General features: G+C 73.0%; 21 protein-coding genes. 11 read left to right on the top strand and 10 right to left on the bottom strand.

The window, feature by feature from the left end; translation table 11 throughout:
* The 4 genes from E6R60_RS29975 to E6R60_RS29955 form a co-directional block, all read left to right on the top strand.
* On the top strand, positions 1–718 hold a 718-nt coding region (locus tag E6R60_RS29975), incomplete at its 5' end, for a hypothetical protein (protein ID WP_136329829.1).
* Between the two features lie 259 nt (positions 719–977).
* On the top strand, positions 978–1,550 hold the full coding sequence (locus E6R60_RS29965) for an FABP family protein (RefSeq protein ID WP_136329828.1): 573 nt from the start codon (positions 978–980) through the stop codon (positions 1,548–1,550).
* Positions 1,551–1,620: 70 nt separating this feature from the next.
* Positions 1,621–2,103, top strand: coding sequence for a transcriptional repressor (locus tag E6R60_RS29960; RefSeq protein ID WP_136329827.1), 483 nt, complete (start codon positions 1,621–1,623; stop codon positions 2,101–2,103).
* 65 nt (positions 2,104–2,168) lie between these two features.
* Entirely contained in the window at positions 2,169–3,134 is a 966-nt protein-coding gene (locus E6R60_RS29955; protein WP_136329826.1) for a glycine cleavage T C-terminal barrel domain-containing protein, read from the top strand.
* A 107-nt stretch (positions 3,135–3,241) separates the two neighbouring features.
* Here E6R60_RS29955 and dtd read toward each other — a convergent pair whose 3' ends face one another.
* The gene (gene dtd, locus E6R60_RS29950; RefSeq protein WP_136329825.1) at positions 3,242–3,691 is read right to left on the bottom strand and encodes a D-aminoacyl-tRNA deacylase; all 450 of its coding nucleotides are present in this window, start codon (positions 3,689–3,691) and stop codon (positions 3,242–3,244) included.
* Between the two features lie 115 nt (positions 3,692–3,806).
* On the opposite strand from dtd, the gene E6R60_RS29945 reads away from it, so the two are divergent.
* The 5 genes from E6R60_RS29945 to E6R60_RS29925 all read left to right on the top strand — a co-directional run bounded on the left by E6R60_RS29945 (position 3,807) and on the right by E6R60_RS29925 (position 8,613).
* Positions 3,807–4,433: an ABC transporter substrate-binding protein gene (locus E6R60_RS29945; RefSeq protein ID WP_206309551.1), complete on the top strand. Its 627-nt coding sequence runs from the start codon at positions 3,807–3,809 to the stop codon at positions 4,431–4,433.
* Between the two features lie 75 nt (positions 4,434–4,508).
* Positions 4,509–5,507 (top strand): asparaginase, encoded by a 999-nt coding sequence (locus E6R60_RS29940; RefSeq protein WP_136329824.1) that lies wholly within the window; start codon positions 4,509–4,511, stop codon positions 5,505–5,507.
* 56 nt (positions 5,508–5,563) lie between these two features.
* Positions 5,564–6,817, top strand: coding sequence for a GNAT family N-acetyltransferase (locus E6R60_RS29935; protein WP_136329823.1), 1,254 nt, complete (start codon positions 5,564–5,566; stop codon positions 6,815–6,817).
* A gap of 224 nt (positions 6,818–7,041) precedes the next feature.
* Positions 7,042–7,860 carry a TetR/AcrR family transcriptional regulator gene (locus tag E6R60_RS29930; protein ID WP_240802729.1) on the top strand — a complete coding sequence of 273 codons (819 nt, stop codon included), beginning with the start codon at positions 7,042–7,044 and terminating at the stop codon, positions 7,858–7,860.
* A gap of 36 nt (positions 7,861–7,896) precedes the next feature.
* A complete protein-coding gene (locus E6R60_RS29925) occupies positions 7,897–8,613 on the top strand; it encodes a TetR family transcriptional regulator (protein WP_136329821.1) in 717 nt (238 codons plus the stop codon).
* Between the two features lie 84 nt (positions 8,614–8,697).
* Here E6R60_RS29925 and E6R60_RS29920 read toward each other — a convergent pair whose 3' ends face one another.
* From E6R60_RS29920 to E6R60_RS29905, 4 genes are all read right to left on the bottom strand, one after another.
* Positions 8,698–9,156, bottom strand: a complete 459-nt coding sequence (locus tag E6R60_RS29920) for a DUF2199 domain-containing protein (RefSeq protein ID WP_240802731.1) — start codon at positions 9,154–9,156, stop codon at positions 8,698–8,700.
* 124 nt (positions 9,157–9,280) lie between these two features.
* On the bottom strand, positions 9,281–9,808 hold the full coding sequence (locus E6R60_RS29915; protein WP_136329819.1) for a TIGR03618 family F420-dependent PPOX class oxidoreductase: 528 nt from the start codon (positions 9,806–9,808) through the stop codon (positions 9,281–9,283).
* A gap of 67 nt (positions 9,809–9,875) precedes the next feature.
* Complete coding sequence (locus E6R60_RS29910; protein WP_136329818.1) at positions 9,876–11,345, bottom strand: DHA2 family efflux MFS transporter permease subunit; 1,470 nt, start codon at positions 11,343–11,345, stop codon at positions 9,876–9,878.
* A gap of 398 nt (positions 11,346–11,743) precedes the next feature.
* On the bottom strand, positions 11,744–12,232 hold the full coding sequence (locus E6R60_RS29905) for a MarR family transcriptional regulator (RefSeq protein WP_136329817.1): 489 nt from the start codon (positions 12,230–12,232) through the stop codon (positions 11,744–11,746).
* 124 nt (positions 12,233–12,356) lie between these two features.
* Here E6R60_RS29905 and E6R60_RS29900 point away from each other — a divergent pair, with 124 nt between their 5' ends.
* Positions 12,357–13,472, top strand: coding sequence for a DUF4037 domain-containing protein (locus tag E6R60_RS29900; protein ID WP_136329816.1), 1,116 nt, complete (start codon positions 12,357–12,359; stop codon positions 13,470–13,472).
* Between the two features lie 23 nt (positions 13,473–13,495).
* Here the strand turns inward: E6R60_RS29900 and E6R60_RS29895 are convergent, their stop codons facing one another.
* Together E6R60_RS29895 and E6R60_RS29890 are read right to left on the bottom strand one after the other, a co-directional pair.
* Positions 13,496–13,834, bottom strand: a complete 339-nt coding sequence (locus E6R60_RS29895) for a hypothetical protein (RefSeq protein WP_136329815.1) — start codon at positions 13,832–13,834, stop codon at positions 13,496–13,498.
* Between the two features lie 55 nt (positions 13,835–13,889).
* On the bottom strand, positions 13,890–14,513 hold the full coding sequence (locus E6R60_RS29890) for a sigma-70 family RNA polymerase sigma factor (RefSeq protein ID WP_136329814.1): 624 nt from the start codon (positions 14,511–14,513) through the stop codon (positions 13,890–13,892).
* Between the two features lie 74 nt (positions 14,514–14,587).
* Here E6R60_RS29890 and E6R60_RS29885 point away from each other — a divergent pair, with 74 nt between their 5' ends.
* Positions 14,588–15,415: an alpha/beta hydrolase gene (locus E6R60_RS29885; RefSeq protein WP_136329813.1), complete on the top strand. Its 828-nt coding sequence runs from the start codon at positions 14,588–14,590 to the stop codon at positions 15,413–15,415.
* Between the two features lie 45 nt (positions 15,416–15,460).
* Here E6R60_RS29885 and E6R60_RS29880 read toward each other — a convergent pair whose 3' ends face one another.
* From E6R60_RS29880 to E6R60_RS29875, 3 genes are all read right to left on the bottom strand, one after another.
* Positions 15,461–16,495 (bottom strand): saccharopine dehydrogenase NADP-binding domain-containing protein, encoded by a 1,035-nt coding sequence (locus E6R60_RS29880; protein ID WP_136329812.1) that lies wholly within the window; start codon positions 16,493–16,495, stop codon positions 15,461–15,463.
* A gap of 540 nt (positions 16,496–17,035) precedes the next feature.
* Positions 17,036–17,209, bottom strand: a complete 174-nt coding sequence (locus E6R60_RS36870) for a hypothetical protein (protein WP_168713698.1) — start codon at positions 17,207–17,209, stop codon at positions 17,036–17,038.
* Positions 17,206–17,880, bottom strand: a complete 675-nt coding sequence (locus E6R60_RS29875; protein WP_136329811.1) for a TetR/AcrR family transcriptional regulator — start codon at positions 17,878–17,880, stop codon at positions 17,206–17,208. Before E6R60_RS29875 ends, E6R60_RS36870 begins: the two co-directional genes overlap by 4 nt.
* Positions 17,881–17,942: the final 62 nt, after the last annotated feature.

Genomic DNA, 17,942 nt, shown 5'->3' with positions numbered 1-17,942 from the left:
CGCGGTCCTGTTGTTCGGCGGGTTCGGCGCCGGTACGGCGTACGCCATCACCTCGGCGGAGCGCACCGACGTGCCGGGCCTGGCCACCGAGAGCGACGGGCGCTGGGACTATCCCCGGCTGAGCCTGCCCGCCCTCCCGTCCGGCGCGCCCCGCCCCTTCAGCGAGGGCAATACCGCCGAGGTCCACCACGCCGACCTGCGCAAGCTGCTGCTCCCGGCCCCGGCCGGAGCAACGCCGGACAAGAAGCTCACGGGCGGTTGGATCAGCACGGAGCAGTTCGTCTCCGCGTTCGAGAAGAGCTCGCGCGCCGATGTCGGGCAGCAGCTCGAGGAGTCCGCCCTCCGGCACATCGCGGCGCGCGGCTGGACCATGCCGGACGGCACGAAGAGCCGGGTCTACCTGCTCCGGTTCAACTCGACGGCCTTCGCGGAGGCGTTCCGCGACTCGCGCTACATCGGCTCCACGTCAGGGGATCCGCTGCCCGGCGCGGCGAGCATGGACCTGGACGAGACGTGGAAGGGGGGCGGGGTGGTGGACGACACCGTCTCGTACGTGTTCAGCGAGCCGAAGCCCTTCGGGGCGGCGCAGGTCCGGCAGGCGTATCTGATCGCGGGCGACACCGTCGCCCTCGTCGTCCAGTCCCGCGAGGGCGGCGGGGGTACGCCCCGCATCCCCTTCCACCAGACCCTGATCCTGCAGAACCAGCTGCTGGGCTGAGCCGCCTCGCGGCACGCCCCGGACCGGCGGGCCGGGACCCCACCCATTAGGCTGGGGCCCGGCCCTGTACTGCCGCCATACCGCTCGTCCAAGGAGCCCCCGTGCTTGAGGCATTCTTCTCCGCCCTGCTGGTCCTGGTCTGCGTCGGCGTTCTCGCCTTCGCCGGTCTGACCGTGAAGAAGCTGTACCAGGGCCAGCGCTAGTCCGGCGCCCCTGCCTCCCGCCCCGCCTTCCGCCTCACAGATCGATTGAGCCGTTCATGATCGAGATCCCGTCCGACCTCCACCCGGACCTCGTCCCGCTGGCCTTCCTGCTGGGCAACTGGACGGGCGCGGGGGTGTCCGACTTCCCCGGCGCCGAGAAGTGCAACTTCGGCCAGGAGGTGTCCTTCAGCCACGACGGCCGGGACTTCCTGGAGTACGTCTCGCACTCCTGGGTGCTCGACGGCGAGGGCAACAAGGTCCGGCCGCTGGAGTCCGAGTCCGGCTACTGGCGCATCGACAAGGACCGCAAGGTCGAGGTCGTCATGGTCCGCGACCAGGGCGTCATCGAGATCTGGTACGGCGAGCTGGCCGACAAGAAGCCGCAGATCGACCTGGTCACCGACGCGGTGGCCCGGACTGCGGCCTCCGGCCCGTACAACGGTGGCAAGCGGCTCTACGGCTATGTGAAGAGCGACCTCATGTGGGTGGGCGAGAAGGCCACGCCCGAGGTCGAGCTGCGGCCGTACATGTCGGCGCACCTGAAGAAGGTCGTCACCCCCGAAGACGTCGCGGCGATGGCCAAGAGCCTCGGCGACCTGCCGGACGACGGAATCGCCTTCTTCAAGTAGTCACGCCCGTCCACGGCCCTTTCCGGCGGACAGCCGGGCGGCGGGCCCGCCCGGATCTACACTGGGGCCTGTGGTGAGCACCGACTGGAAGACCGATCTTCGGCAGCGCGGCTACCGGCTGACGCCGCAGCGGCAGCTTGTCCTGGAAGCCGTCGACACGCTGGAACACGCGACGCCCGACGACATCCTGTCCGAGGTGCGGCGGACCGCGTCCGGCGTGAACATCTCCACCGTGTACCGGACCCTGGAGCTCCTGGAGGAGCTGGAGCTGGTCAGCCACGCCCATCTCGGGCACGGCGCTCCGACGTACCACCTGGCCGACCGCCACCACCACATCCATCTGGTCTGCCGGGACTGCACGAACGTCATCGAGGCCGATGTCGACGTCGTCGCCGAGTTCACCGAGAAGCTGCGCGGCTCGTTCGGGTTCGAGACGGACATGAAGCACTTCGCGATCTTCGGCCGCTGTGCCGGCTGCACGGCGAAGGCGGCCGGAGCGGGCGGAGGGGCCGCGACGGCCGAGGGGCCAGGGGAGCCGGCGCCCCGTCCGTGACGCGGACCGGCTCCTGGGAGCCGACGCCCGGTTCGTCACCCGGGGCGGGGTCGTACGCTGGTCGCATGAAGAGCCCCCTGCTGTCCCTGCCCGGCGCCGTCCCCGCCGAGGGGCGCGACGAAGGTGTCGCCGCGCACTACGGCGATCTGTTCCGCGAGCAGCGCGCCCTCGCCGACGGTTCCGGTCTGGTCGACCTCTCGCACCGCGGGGTCGTGACCGTCACCGGGAGCGACCGGCTGACCTGGCTGCACCTCCTGCTCACCCAGCACGTCAGCGATCTCGCCCCGGGCCAGGCCACCGAGGCCCTGGTCCTCACGGCGAACGGGCACATCGAGCACGCCCTGTATCTCGTCGACGACGGCGAGACCGTGTGGATGCACGTCGAGCCGGGCACCCAGGGCGAGTTGATCGCCTATCTGGAGTCGATGAAGTTCTTCTACCGCGTCGAGGTCGCCGACCGCACCGAGGACATCGCGGTGGTCTACCTGCCGGCCGGTTCCATCGCCGGAGTCCCGGAGGGCTCCGCCGTGCGGGAGACGCCGTACGGACGCGATCTGTTCCTGCCCCGCGAGGGACTGGAGGCGTACGCGAGGGAGCACGGCCCGGTCGCCGGCGTGCTGGCGTACGAGGCGCTGCGGGTCGAGGGGCACCGTCCGCGGCTCGGGTTCGAGACCGACCACCGCACCATTCCGCACGAGCTGGGCTGGATCCCCGGGGCCGTCCACCTTCAGAAGGGCTGCTACCGGGGCCAGGAGACGGTCGCCCGGGTGCAGAACCTCGGCAAGCCGCCGCGGCGCCTGGTCTTCCTGCACCTGGACGGCAGCGAGGTGCTGCTGCCGGGGCACGGCACGCCGGTGCGGCTCGCCGCGGACGGGGCCGAGGGGCGTCAGCTCGGCTTCATCACCAGTTCCGCCCGCCACCACGAGCTGGGGCCGATCGCCCTGGCCCTGGTGAAGCGCAACGTGGCGGTGGACGCGGAGCTGCTGGCGGGGGACACGGCGGCGGCGCAGGAGACGGTCGTCGAGCCGTAGGCACTGTCATGCGCAGGCACCGTCGTGCGCAGGCCCCGTAGGGCCTGGGCCCGTCGTGCGCGGCCCGCGTCGTGCCCCAGGGCCCGGGGCACGGGCGGTCCGCCGGCTCAGACCTCGACGATGAGGGTGAACGGGCCGTGGTTCGTGAGCGAGACCCGCATGTCCGCCCCGAACCGGCCTGTCTCCACGTGCGCGCCGAGGGCCCGCAACTGCGCCACGACCTCGTCGACCAGCGGTTCGGCGGTCTCGCCGGGCGCCGCGGCGTTCCACGTGGGACGGCGGCCCTTCCGGGCGTCCCCGTAGAGGGTGAACTGGGAAATCACCAGAAGTGGTGCATTCACATCGGAGCAGGACTTCTCGCCCTCCAGGATGCGCACCGACCAGAGCTTGCGGGCGAGCTGGGCCGCCTTCTCCGGGGTGTCGCCGTGGGTGACTCCGACCAGCACGCACAGGCCCTCGCCGATGATCTCGCCGACGACCGCCGGGCCGCCGCCCGCGTCCCCGGGGTCGGCCACCGTGACGCTCGCACCATCCACCCTCTGTACCACTGCACGCATACAGACCAACCTATCTTGGGCTGAACGGGTACAGAGCAACTCCATGGGGCCCCTCGGAGTGGCACGATGCACGGAGGCGGTGTGCCGACGCACCGGTCGAGGGGATGGACACAGCATGAGCATGCATGGAACCGGGCAATCCCCGGGCGCGGTGCCGGTCGCGCGCCCCGGTGTCGACGGCAAGGCCAGTACGGGTGCGAGCACCATGCGCCCACCCGTGCAGCGGACCGGGCACGGCTCCGAGGACGGCCCCGCGGGATCGACGCCGGCCGATCTGGGTGCGCTGCGGCTGCCGGAACTGCGCGCGCTGCGGCGGGACTCGCAGCGTGACGAGGCGGACCTCAGCTATGTGCGGCGGCTCGTCCAGGGAAGGATCGACATCCTGCGGGCCGAGCTGGCGCGGCGGCGGGACCCCGAGTCCCCGGTGGTGGACCGGCTGTCGGAGATCCTCGCGGACACCCCGTCCCTGCACCGCTCCTCCGCACGGCACGTCACGCTCAGCACGCCGCGCAGCGACGAGTACCGGAAGCTGGCGGCGGAGACGCTCGCCGAGGTCGAGCTGTCCGACCTCGACGCCCGGACGGACGAAGAGCTGCACACCGCGATGGGACGCCTGGTCCGCTACGAACAGCAGGTCTCCCGGCGCCGCTCCCGGCTCCAGCGGACCGCGGACGATTGCAGCGCGGAGATCGCCCGCAGGTACCGTGACGGGGAAGCCCAAGTAGACGACCTGCTCGCCTGAAGCGATCCTTCCGGGGGCGGGTCCCGCCCGGCCCCGGAATCCGCGGGCGGGTGCCGCCCGACCCGGAAGGCCACCATGACCTCCAGCGCAGCCGCGTCCCCCTCCTCCCCGTCCGCCATATCCGGCTCGGCTCCCGGCCTTCCCGTCCTGGCGGAGGTCGTCCGGTCGGGATTCGTGGAGGGACACCACCGGGGCTCCCTGGTCGTCCTCGCCGCGGACGGCAGCGTGGAGATGTCCCTGGGTGATCCGTCGGCTCCGGTCTTCCCGCGCTCCTCCAACAAGCCGATGCAGGCCGCCGCGGTGCTGCGGGCCGGTCTCGACCTGTCGGGGGAGCGGCTGGCGCTGGCCGCCGCGAGCCATTCCGGCGAGGGCTTCCACCTCGATCTCGTACGCAAGATGCTCGCCGAGCACGGACTGACGCCCGACGACCTCCAGACCCCGGCCGACCTCCCGCTGGACCCGGTGGAAGCGGAGGCGTATCTCGCCGCGGGCCACGTCCGGGAGCGGATCACGATGAACTGCTCGGGCAAGCACGCGGCGATGCTCGCGGCCTGCCTCCACAACGGCTGGGACACCGCCACGTACCTCGACCCGGCGCACCCTCTGCAGCAGCTGGTCCACCAGGTCGTCGAGGAGGCGGCGGGCGAGCCGGTCACCGCGGTCGGTACGGACGGCTGCGGGGCGCCGCTGATGGCGCTCTCCCTGGTGGGCCTCGCGCGGGCGTTCCGTACGTTCGTCACGGCGGAGCCGGACACGGCCGAGCGCCGGGTGGCTGACGCGATGCGCGCCCATCCCGAGTACGTGGCCGGGACCCGGCGGCCCGACACCTGGCTGATGCGGGAGGTGCCGGGGACGCTCTCCAAGATGGGCGCGGAGGCGGTGCAGGCGGTGGCGCTGGCGGACGGCAGGGCGCTGGCCTTCAAGATCGACGACGGTTCGGCCCGGGCGCTCGGTCCGGTGCTGGCCCGCGCGCTGGGCCTGCTCGGCGTCGACGCCCCGGTGGTGTCGCGGATCGGCCGGGCACCGCTGCTGGGCGGCAGCGCGGAGGTCGGGGAGATCCGGGCGGCGTTCTGACCGCCGCGGGGAAAAGGCGGCGACATCCGCCGCTCTCCGTGTCTAGCGTGGACGGCATGACGACCCTCGACGCCCACTCCCTCGCCGAATCCGAGCTCCACGACTGGCTGCGCGCGGTGAACACCGGTTTCCTGCGGGCGCCGACACCATCGGACGAGGAGGTGACGGGTCGTCTGCCGTACCTCGACCTGGCGCGTACGCAAGGGGTGTTCGACGAGGGCCGTTGCGTGGCGACGTTCCGTTCGTTCGCGCAGGAGCTGACGGTCGTCGGCGGCGCCGCGGTGCCGACGGACGCGGTCACCAACGTCACGGTGTCGCCCACCCACCGGCGCCGCGGGCTGCTGACGCGGATGATGGCCACGGACCTGGCGGCGGCGAAGGAGCGCGGCGACGTGGCGGCCACGCTGATCGCCGCCGAGTACCCGATCTACGGGCGGTACGGGTTCGGCCCGGCGACCTGGACCACCGCGTGGGAGGTCGACGTCCCCCGGACGGGCCTCGACCCCCACCGCAGGGTCCCGTCCGCCGAGGACGGCGGACGGATCGACCTGGTGGACGGCGCGGAGGTGCGCAAGCTCGGCCCGGCCCTGCACGACCGGCTGCGGGCCCGTCAGCACGGCGCGGTGAGCCGCGGCGAACGCTGGTGGGACCTCACCACGGGCCAGGTGCTCTTCCCGCACGACCGCTGGACCGAGCCGTTCTACGCCGTCTACCGGGGCGCCGACGGCAGCGTCGACGGCCTGCTGGTCTACCGCGCCGACGACAACTGGGGCGACGCCAAGCAGCCGCTGAACCGGGCGACGGTGCACAGCATGATCGCGACGACCCCGGCGGCCGAGCGGGCGCTGTGGCACTTCCTCTGCTCGGTCGACTGGATCGCCACGATCAGCACCGGCTACCGCGCCCCCGACGACCTCCTCCCGCTCCTTCTCCCGGACCCGCGCGCGGCCCGTGTGGTGACGCACGCGGACTTCATGTGGGTTCGCGTCCTCGACGTCGTCCGCGCACTGGAGGCCCGTACCTACGCGGTGCCCGGTTCGCTGGTCCTGGACATCCACGACACCACGGGCCTCACCACGGGCCGTTTCCACCTGGACGCCTCCCCGGACGGTGCCACCTGCACCCCGACGACCCGCTCGGCCGACCTGGTCATGGACATAGGCGAGTTGGGCACCCTGTACCTGGGCGACGAGTCGCCCCTGCGCCTGGCGGCCCTGGGCCGCATCGAGGAACGGACACCGGGGGCGGCGGCCCGCGCCGACGGGATGCTGCGGGCGGGGCGGCGGGCCTGGTGCCCGGATGTGTTCTAGCCGGTGCACCCGCGCCCACTGCTGCGCCGCTCTTGAGCCGCGCACGGCGCAAGGTCCCCGTCGTGGTGACCCGTACGGCAGACCGCATGTCTCCCCCGGAGGTCACTGCGGGGGCGGCGGGACGCTGGACTTCCGGGGGTGAGGCACGCGTTCACGGCGTACGTGCGCGCCGAGCGCGAGAGCTGCGCCTCACTAGGATGACCGTCCGACGGAAGGCGGTTCAGGTGGCGGGGGAGAATGGGAGCGGTTCGCCGGGCGGCACCGGTCTGCCGGCCAGCATCGAGGCGGCCTGGGGGTTGCGGCCCCGCCCCGTGAAGGGGCCCCGGCCCGGACTGAGTCCGGAGCGGATCGTGGGCGCCGCGGTGGCGGTGGCGGCGGCCGAGGGGCTCGGCGCGGTGTCCATGGGGCGGGTCGCCAAAGATCTCGGGGTCGCCACCATGTCGCTCTACCGGTACGTGGCGGCCAAGGACGAGCTCTTCGTACTCATGCAGGAGGCGGCCCTGGGGTCTCCGCCACCGCTGCCGGCCCCGGAGGAGCGGGGCGGCTGGCGGGAGGCGCTCTCGCGGTGGGCGCGGTCGCAGAGCCGGGTCTTCCGCGCCAACCCCTGGATGCTCCGCATCCCCCTCGCGGGACCGCCTGCGAGCCCGCATTCGGTCGCGTGGTGGGAGCAGGGGCTTCAGGCGCTCGCCGGCACCGGCCTGGAGGCGGACGAGAAGGTCTCCGTCCTCCTGCTGATCAGTGGTTTCGTACGGAACGACGCGCTGCTGGCGGCCGATCTCGATGCCGCGGCCGCGTCCCGGGGCGTGCCGGTGGCGGAGGTGGTGGAGGGCCGTGCCCGGACGCTGGACCGGCTGGTCGATCCCGCACGTCAGCCCGCGCTCGCGCGGCTCAAGGAGACCACGGCGGTGTGGACCACGGGCGATCCCGGTCACGCGTTCGCGTTCGGGCTCGAACGGGTGCTGGACGGGGTCGGCGTCCTGGTGGCCGCCCGTGCGCGCGAGCATGGAACGGAGGACTCCGGTACGGGTCCGGGCGGCATCTGACGTCAGGATCGTTCGAGGTCGGAAAGGATACGCTTCATGGTCATGAGCGGAGAGAAGCCCGGCCCCCGGACCTCGACCTCGGCCGACGCGGCGGCGGCGGACGGGGCGGAAGCGGCATCGCCGGCCTTCCCCCGTGCGCCGGTGAGCCTGCGGGAGCGGAAGAAGCAGCTGACGTACCAGGCGGTCTCCGAGGCCGCCATCACGTTGTTCCTGGAGCGTGGCTTCGACAAGGTCTCGGTGGCGGAGATCGCGGCGGCCGCGGACGTCTCCAAGCCGACGCTGTTCCGCTACTTCCCGGCCAAGGAGGACCTCGTTCTCCACCGGTTCGCCGACCACGAGGACGAGCCCGCGCGGGTCGTCGCCGACCGGGCGGAGGGGGAGTCCCCGCTGGATGCCCTGCGGCGCCACTACCTGGACGGTCTGGAGCGGCGCGACCCGGTCACCGGCCTGTGCGACGTGCCGCAAGTGCTGGCGTTCCACCGCCTGTTGTACGGAACACCCTCCCTGGTGGCCCGCCTCTACGCGTACCAGAGCCGGTCCGAGGCCGCTCTCGCCCGCGCCCTGGGCGACGCGGTGACGGACCGGCTGGCCGCGGGCCAGATCATCGCGGTCCTGCGCATCCTGTCCCTGGACAACTGGCAGCGGGTCAGCGAGGGCCGGAGCGCGGACCAGGTGTACGGGCACGCGGTCGAGGCCGCCGAGCAGGGCTTCGTACAACTGCGGACGGGGCTGGGGGAGGGGCAGCGCCGGTAGCTCTCGCTCCGCGCCGGTAGCACCTCGCTCCGCTCGGGCCGGGTGGAGGGACAGCAGGGGCAGGACTTCGCTCCGGCCGGACCGTCAGCGGCCCTCCTCGGCGTGCTGCACCGCCTCGGCTATCTCGCGGACCCGGCCGAGGGTGATGCCGGTGCGCTGTTCCACGGCCAGCGGATGATCGGTGGGCTCCAGCTCGATGAGCGGGCGCCGGCCGATCGGGCGGGTGTGCGCGTTGGTCTTGAGGTTGGTCGTACGGGGGGTGTACAGCCCCAACTCCGTGCTGAGCCAGCCGAAGTACGGCTTCTCGGACTCCCGGCCCGGCGTCTCCCACACATCGAGGGCGCGGCCGAAGTTCTCCCGGCTCAAGGACACCCACACGCCCCAGGAGAACGGCTCCGGGCTGCCGATCACGGGTATCTCGATCAGGCCCTTGATGAAGTAGTGCTCGTGCCTGACGATGCACTGGTCCGTCGACAGCATGCTGTCGGGGTCGCTCTCCAGGCTCGCGTCCCAGACGTCGGGCGCCATGGTGGAGTACCCCATCGGAAGTTCCGTGTGGTGTTCGCCGCAGCGGGAGCAGGTGTAGCCGGGGTCGGTAGCCATGGGCGGGATCCTAGAGCCTCCGCTTGCCGCGCACATGGCCCCGGTGTGCCCCCGCCGCCTGCACTCAGCCGGTGGCGGGGATGTCCAGCGCGGTTCCGTACAGCCGCGAGACCCGGATGCGGATCACCACGCGCCGGTCGGCGACCACCTGTGCCAGGAAGGCGGCTTCCGCGTCCTGGTCCTCGAAGCCGGGTGTCATGGAGAGGAGTTCGAGGCTGACCGCGTCCCCCGGTACCGCGGCCGCGGCGGACACCTCCGCCTCACCCTCGGCCACCGCGAAGGAGAACGGGTCCGGGCCCTGGACGTGCAGGGCGGCATGCGGATCGGTACGCAGCTGCCGCGGCTTGAGGCGGTCGGCGGTGCTGGAGACGCGTACCACGCGCTCCTCGGCGTCCCAGGAGTACAGCACCGTCGTCAGGTGAGGATGACCGGTGCTCCGTACGCTCGCGAGGACTCCGAACTGCTGGTTCGCGAGCAGCCGGGAGAGTTCTTCTCCGGTGAGCACGCGCGGGGCGGGGCCGGCGCCGGGCGGGGGCTCGGTCGCGGTGGTGGGAGTGGTGGGGGTGGCGGGAGTGGTGGGGTGTGCGGGCATGGCAGTCCTTCGGTGGCGGGGCGGGCGTGTGGTCAGGTGGACGGGGTGGCGCGGGCCGGGCGTGTGGTCAGGTGGACGCGGTGGCGGTGGTCGCGCGGGTCGGGCGCCTCAGCACCGTGAGGGCGATGAGGAGGGCGGCTGCGAGCAGGCCGACGCCCACGGTGAACGCCAGGTGGTAGCCGCCGGTCAGTGCCTCGGCCGGGCCGCGGCCCGCGGCGGACAGCGCGTCCGTGCGGGAGGCCGCCAGCGTGGACAGGACGGCGACGCCCATGGCCATGCCGATCTGCTGGGTGGTGTTGAACAGTCCGGAGGCCAGACCGGCGTCCTCCTCGCCCGCCCCTGACATGCCGAGCGCGGTCAACGCCGGGAGGGCGAGCCCGAATCCCGCGGCGAGGAACATCACCGGAAGCAGATCGACGGCGTAGTGCGCGTGGACCGGGAGGCGGGTCAGGAGGCCGAGCATGGCGACCAGCAGGCCCAGCCCGAGCACCAGGACGTTGCGGTCGCCGAACCGTGCGCTCATCCGGGCCGAGATCCCGAGCGAGACCGCGCCGATGACCGCGGCGGCCGGCAGCATCGCGAGTCCGGTGGCGGTGGCGCCGTAACCGAGGACCCGCTGGAGGTACAGCGCGACCAGGATCTGGAACGAGAACAGCGCGGCCACCATGAGGATCTGGACCAGGTTGGCGCCCGCGACACTGCGCGACCGGAGGATCCGCAGCGGCAGGAGCGGGGCGGCGGCGGTGGCCTGCCGGACGGCGAACAGGGCGAGCAGGGCCAGCGCGAGGGCCCCGAGGCCGATCGTGTGCGCCGACAGCCATCCGTACGACTCGACCTCGACGACGGAGTAGATGCCCAGCATCACGCCGGCGGTCACCAGGAGCGCCCCGAGGGCGTCGGCCCCGGCGGAGAGGCCGGGCCCGCGGTCGGCCGGCAGGACGCGTACCGCGATGAGGAGCACCGCCAGGCCGATCGGCAGGTTGATGAAGAAGATCCAGTGCCAGCCGAGGGCGTCGGTGAGGACCCCGCCGAGCACCTGGCCGAGCGAGGCGCCGGCCGCGCCGGTGAAGCTGAACACGGCGATGGCGCGGGCCCGTTCGCGGTTCTCGGTGAAGAGGGTCACGAGAATGCCCAGACCGACGGCGGACGCCATGGCACTGCCGGCTCCCTGGAGGAAGCGGGCGGTGATGAGGAGGGCGGGGGAGCCGGCCGCCCCGGCCAGTACGGAGGCGGCGGTGAAGACCGCCGTGCCGGCCAGGAACATCCGCCGGCGTCCGAGGAGGTCCCCGAGGCGCCCGGCGAGCAGCAGCAGTCCTCCGAAGGCGATCAGGTAGGCGTTGACGACCCAGCTGAGGCCGGCGGGCGTGAACCCGAGGTCGTTCTGGATGGCGGGCATCGCCACCGTCACGATCGAGCCGTCGAGCACGGTCATCAGCAGGCCGGTGGCGATCACGCCGAGGGCGAGACGGCGGGAGCGGCCGGCGGCCGGGGGACTGGTCCGGACGGGGACGGTGGGCGCGGACGCGGTGGCAGACATCGGGCTCTCCTGTCGGTTGGTTCGACAAGAGAGAACGTAGCAGATGGTTTTGTTGCAGACTATTTATTTCGGTTCTAATTTCTGCGGATGATGCGGGTTCCCCTTGCGGGGTGCGGTGCCTTGTTGTGGTTGCCCCTTGCCGGGGCGCGGGGTTCCGTCCTCAAGCGCCGGACGGGCTGGGGTGGTGCGGGTGCTCCGTGGTCCCGAGGTGCGCCGGCTCGGTGGGTGGGGGTCCGGGGGCCCTCCGGGGCGTCTCCTCGGACGACGAACGTGCGGCGGGTACGCAGTCGGACCCGGGTCGATGTTCGTCGTCCTGCGGGGACGCCCCTGCACGCCCCCGGACCCGGCCGTCTCGCGTCTGCGGCCGTCCAAGGGCCTGTGTGCAGACGCGGCTGCTGCTACTTCTGGCTCTGGCGCGCGCGCCGGACCGGGCGTGGGTTCTCCGCCGGGGTGGCCAGGTGCTCACCCGCCAGTTGGTTCAGGGCGCGCAGCAGGGTCTCCCGGTCGGTGCGGGCCAGGCTGCTCAGCGCCTCCTCGTGCACCCGGTCGACGATCTCCTGGCTCCGCGCGGCGAGGGCGGCGCCCCGTTCGGTGACGGCGATGATCCGCGCCCGGCGGTCCCGGCTGGAGGGCCGGCGCTCGGCGAGGCCCGCGCTCTCCAGGGCGTCGACCGTCACCACCATCGTGGTCTTGTCCATGTCGCCGATCTCGGCGAGCTGGATCTGGGTGCGCTCCTCCTCCAGGGCGTGGACGAGCACGCAGTGCATGCGCGCGGTGAGCCCGATCTCGGCGAGCGCCGCCGACATCTGGGTCCGCAGGACGTGGCTGGTGTGGTCCAGGAGGTACGAGAGGTCGGGTGCGGTGCGGGTGGGCGCCATGGCGGTCATGTCCGCCAGCGTAACAATTCGGTCTGTGGTGGATCGTCCGCAAGCAGACTTCTGGATCCCGGCCGCTCCCGTGCGCCGGGAATATTCGCTGGCCGACCGTCCCCGGCACCCGCACAGTGGCGGAATGACCCCTGCCGAACCCGCTTTCCTGCCCGGTCTGGAGCTCTCCCGGATTCTGTACGAGGAGGCGGTGCGGCCCGTCCTCGACGACGCCTTTCCCGGTCTGCCGTACGCCGCCGCGCGGATCGGCCCCGGTTCGGAGGTGCTCGGTTTCGACACGGCCCGGTCGGCCGACCACGACTGGGGGCCGCGCCTGGACCTCTTCCTCGCGCCGGACGACGCGGCGGCGCACGGCGGGGCGATCCGGCGGCTGCTGGCGGATCGGCTGCCGAAGGAGATCCGGGGCTGGCCCACCCACTTCCGCCCGGCGGCCGACCCGCTCGACCCGGCCGCGCACATGGCGGCGACCGACGGTCCCGTCGACCACCGCGTGTTCCCGCACGACATCGGCGCCTGGCTGACCCAGGAGGCGGGCTTCGACGCCACCGCCGCCGAACCGGGCGTACGGGACTGGCTCGCCATGCCGCAGCAGAAGCTCGCCGCGATCACGGGCGGCGCCGTGTTCCACGACGGTCCCGGCCTCCTCACCACCGCACGCCGGCGGCTGGCCCGCTACCCCGACCAGCTCTGGCGCTATGTGCTGGCCTGCCAGTGGCAGCGGATCTCCCAGGAGGAGGCCTTCGTCGGGCGCTGCGCCGAGGTCGGCGACGCACTGGGTTCGGCCGTCGTCGCCGCACGGCTGGTCCGGGACCTCATGAGGCTCAGCCTGCTGCTGGAGGGGCGCTATCCGCCGTACGGCAAATGGCTGGGCAGCGCCTTCGCCCGGCTGGAGGCGGCCGAGGCACTGACACCGTCTCTGCTCGGCGCGATGACGGCGACGGACTATCCGGAGCGGGAGCGGTCCCTCTGTGCCGCGTACGAGGCGGTGGCGATCCGCCAGAACGCGACCGGCCTGACCGATCCGGTGGACCCGGCCCCGCGCTCGTACTACGGCCGTCCCTACCTCGTCCTGCACGCGGAACGCTTCGCCCGCCCGCTGGCCGCCTCGCTCACGGACCCGTATCTGCGCGGCCTGCCGCTGACGGGGGTCGTCGACCAGTGGGCGGACAGCACGGATCTGCTCATGGGGAGGGACGGGCAGGCGCTGCGGGCGGCAGGTGCCGCGGTGGGCGGACGCTGAGGCGCGACGCACGGCGGGCGGGTTCAGTGTCCGCGCGCCCACCACCGGCGAAGGCCGCGCAGCGGGCGCCGGGTCCCGCGCGTCCCGTTCCCCGGCCGTGGTCGGCCCGCCGCCCGGGCGTGCGCCGGACGCCACGGGCCGTCGGGGGAGGCCATCGGCGCCTGCCGCTCCCGCTGCGCCTGCATCTCGTGGTACGAGTCGTGCGCCGTCACCCGGAACGCCTCGTCGTAGGACGCCATCGCGGCGCGCATCGCCGACCCGGCGAGACCGCGCTTGCGGACGCGCGCGGCCAGCCACGCGAAGCAGCCCAGGACCGCGGCGAGAGTGCCGGTGAACGTCAGGAACGGCAGCAGCTCATCCATGCCGCCGAGCGTACGGCCGCGGGGGCGGACCGAGGCGGAGTCCGCGAGTCCGGCCTCAGGCCGTGCCTGTCAGCCGGTCGCGCTGGATCCGGTGGGCGAGGACGCGGCGCACGGAAGCCTTCCCCACCGGGGCGGCGGCCCGCCCGGACGGCACGTCGAGCCCGCGGCTGATCTCGTCGTACGCCCGGCGGTGCCCGCCGGGCAGTTCGGCGGCGTGCGTGCGCAGGTCCTCCTCGACGAGTCGGCGCAGCTCATCGACGTTCCCGGGAGTGAAGGGCTTCTTCCCCCGGGCCAGCGCACCGACGCACCGGGTGCAGCGGGCAGAGTCGCCGTACGTCTCCGAAAGGTCCTCGGCGAGACCCCACAGGCGCCCTTCGAGCCACGGCGTGTCGGACTGGTCGAGGGAGAGGTCCATCGGCGGCGCCGGATCGGCGTCCCGGTACTTCGTCACCTGCTTGGACACGGCGGGCTGGCTCATGTCCGTGAGCCGGGCGATGCGGTCCTGGGTCCAGCCGAGGCCGATGAACACCTTGATCATCTCGGCGCGGAGCTTCCGCATTTCCTCGCCGGCCCGGATGACGTCGTTCATCCCGGCGAGCATCCGCTCCGCCTGCTCCTCGGTCAGCGCCGCGGGGTGCGGGCGTGCCTGGTTCCGCTGGGTGTTGTCTCCGGCTGCCACACCTCAGTTATATACCGGGAGAGCGTCGTAATAACCAGGTTGTATAACTGGGTTATGGGTGTCACGATGCCCGCATGGCCACTTTCAGCGCATCCGACGGAACCCGGCTCGCCTATCGCACGTACGGAGAGGGCGAACCGGTCGTCTGCATCCCCGGAGGTCCTGCGGACTCCCGCTACCTCGGCGACCTCGGCGGCCTGTCCGCCCACCGCCGCCTGATCGTCCCCGACCTGCGCGGCACCGGCCGCTCAGCGGTCCCCGACGACCCCGCCACCTACCGCTGCGACCGCCTCGTCGACGACATCGAGGCGCTGCGCCACCACCTCGGCCTTCCCCGTACGGACGTGCTCGGTCACTCGGCGGGCGCGAACGTCGCGGCGCAGTACGCGGCCCGCCACCCCGGACGCGTCGGCAGGCTCGCCCTGATCGCCCCCGGCGCGCGGGCCGTCGGCATCGAGACCACCGGTGAGGAGCGCCGCGAGCTCGCACGGCTGCGGAGCGACGAGCCGTGGTTCCCGGACGCGTTCGCCGCGCTGGAGGCCGTCACCCGGGGGGAGGACGCCGACTGGTCGGCCGTCGCCCCGTTCTTCTACGGCCGGTGGGACCGGGCGGCCCGGGACCATCACGCGGCGAGCCGGCCGGAGAACCCGGAAGCCGTCGCCGGGTTCGGGGCGGAGGGCGCCTTCGACCCGGCGGCCACCCGTGCGGCGCTGGCCGCCTTCGGGGCCCCCGTCCTGCTGCTGGCCGGCCAGTTCGACCTGAACAGCACGCCCTGCTCGACGGCCGCCTTCGCGGGGCTGTTCCCCGACGCGACACTCGTCGTGCAGGAGGGGGCGGGGCACAGCCCGTGGGTCGACGACGCCGAGCGTTTCACGGCGGAGGTGTCGGCGTTCCTGGCGTGAGACCGGGAGGCGGGCCCTTCGTCCGTGGGGTCGGTCCGCCCCGTGTCAGACGGCCGGAAGGCCGACCGTCACGTGCGGGGCGAGCGCGCGGAGGAAGTCCGCGGCGTCGAACATCGCGCCGGCGGAGGCCACCCCCGTGGTCCTGGTGCGGCCGGTCAGGATGCGCGCGACGGCCTCCACCGCCAGGGGCGCGGTGACCGCGTAGATGTCCTGACCGCGCGCCGTGGCGCGGCGCTCGACGCCGCCGGCGCGGACCAGGACGTCGACCACGAACGTCTGGTCCGAGCGCCCCAGCGCGTCGACCGCCTCCGGAGCCGGCGTGTCCGTGCCGGCCAGGTCGCCCGCGGCCTCGACGGACATGTGGGTGCGGACCTCGGGCACCTTCACATGGCTGGGCACGGTCACGACATCCGCCATCGTGAACTCCGCGATGACCGCCTGCCGTCCCAGCGGCTCGGGGAAGACCCACTCGTCCCGCGCCACCTCGTCCTCGTGGTACCGCAACTCACCGTCCGCGAACCGCACCCGCTTGCCCGCGCGGCGGTCGTGGGACACCCGCCCCGCTTCCCGGGTGCCCGCCGTCGGACGCCAGCTGCTCAGCCCGTACGCCACGTCCACCGAGTCGGCGGCCGTCCACTCGCCCATGGCCGCGGTGACCAGCAGGTCGCCCAGTCCGCCGTAGAAGGCCATCGCCGGGACCACGGGAGTGCCCGCCTCCAGGGCCGCCTCCGTGTAGCCGGCGAACATCGCGACGTTCGCCTCGATCTCCGCCGCGACGTCGACGTACGGAATCCCCGCCCGCAGGGCCGCCTCGACGACCGGACCACCGGTCACCGCGAAGGGGCCGGCGCAGTTGATGACCGCCACCGCTCCGGCGAGGGCCCGGTCCAGCGCGGCCGGGTCGTCGGCGCCGGCCGGCCGCACCTCCACGTCACCCCACTCGGCGGCCGCCGCCGCCAGCCGGGCCGCGTCCCGGCCGGAGGCCACGGGGGTGAACCCGCGCCGCCGCAGCTCGGCGACGACGAACCGGCCGGTGTGCCCGGTCGCCCCGTAGACCACTACCGCAGCCGCTGTACTCATGGTTCCCCGCTCTCGATGTCGCGACGCGATGGGCGTCTCGATGTGGTGACGTGATGTGGCGTCCTGGTGTGGTGAGGACTCCAGTCTCGGCGCGGACGGGGGCCGGCCGTGATGGTCCGAACCGACAGCATGCGCACACTTTCGGACATGCCAACTGCCGGGCTGCTGAAGGCCGGTGGTTGGCCGCCGTTCGACGGGGGCGTGGTGCACGAGAGCTTCGGTCCCCGCCGCGCGAGACGCCGGAGGGCCGGAACGAGGTCCTGCTCCGCGGCCCGGGAGGCCGCCGACGGAAGCGTCGAGGGGGTCGCGGACGCCGTCGGCAGGGGGACCGCCATGACGCCGCGGCGCCCGTGCGAGCGGAGCGTCGCCGTCCCGCCGGCCGGCTACCGCGGCGCCCGCCCCGCCCGACGCCGGCTCCGAGCCCTGCCGGGGGCCGGCCTCCGGCCCGGATCGGGCTCGTTCAGGCGGCCTCGGGCCTGCGGAGGATGAGGAAGGCCTGTCGGCCCTGGTGCGGCTTCTCGCTCTCGTACGGTTCGCGGATCAGCTCGGCGGTCGGGACGAACCCGGCCCCGCCCAGGAGGCGTGCGACGCGCTCGGGGGGCGTCCAGGGCAGGAGACGTCGAGCGAGAGTTCGTCGCGCAGCAGCCTCTCGTAGTCCACGGCCACGGTGTCGTACGCCGCCCGCGTGGAGTGCGGGTAGGCGGTATCGGTCATGCCGTACGACCCTGACGCGAGCGGACCACGCCCTCGATCTGGTCGAGCTGGGCAGCGAGGAGTTCCTCGAACACGGCCCGGCGGTCCGCCCCCAGGGGGTGGATGTCGCGCGCGAAGTGGGCCAGGGCCGGGAAGCGTTCGGGGTCGGCGCCCAGGACCGCCACGCGGAACAGCTCCATGCCCTGCTCGTGCTCTTCCGGGGCGACCGTGACGGCCCCGGCCTCGGAGGCGATCAACGCGGCGATGAGGACCGCGATCCGGTGGTAGCGCACGGGGATCTCCGCGTCGGGCAGTCCCGACGCGCGCAGTGCCTGCAGCACCTCCTCCATGACCATGCGGGAGCCGGTGCCGCTCGACGCGTACCGGCCCCAGACCGCGGCGAGCTGGGGCTGCCGGCCGAATGCCTCGCGCAGGTGCAGGGCCAGGGCCGTGAGGCGCCGCCTCCAGTCGCCCTCGGCGCGGTGGTCGTCCATGGCGGCCAGCAGGACCCGGTCGGCGACCGCGCGCAGCAGTTCCGTCTTGCTGCGGAAGTGCCGGTAGAGGCTGGAGGAATCGGTCCCGAGGGCCGCCGCCAGCTTGCGCACGCTGAACGAGTCCGCGTCGCTCGTGCGCAGCAGTTCCGCCGCCGCGTCCAGGATCTCGTCGGTCGTCCAGCGCCTTCTGCCTGCCATTTCGCCCCTCTCGCAGAAGCTCAGCCTAACGTATGCACTTGGTGTTGCACGCACCGCGTGCA

Source organism: Streptomyces sp. A0642 (assembly GCF_004795105.1).
GTDB lineage: Bacteria > Actinomycetota > Actinomycetes > Streptomycetales > Streptomycetaceae > Streptomyces.
The sequence above is the reverse complement of the archived record's forward strand: the minus strand, read 5'-3'. Positions and strand labels throughout refer to the sequence as shown.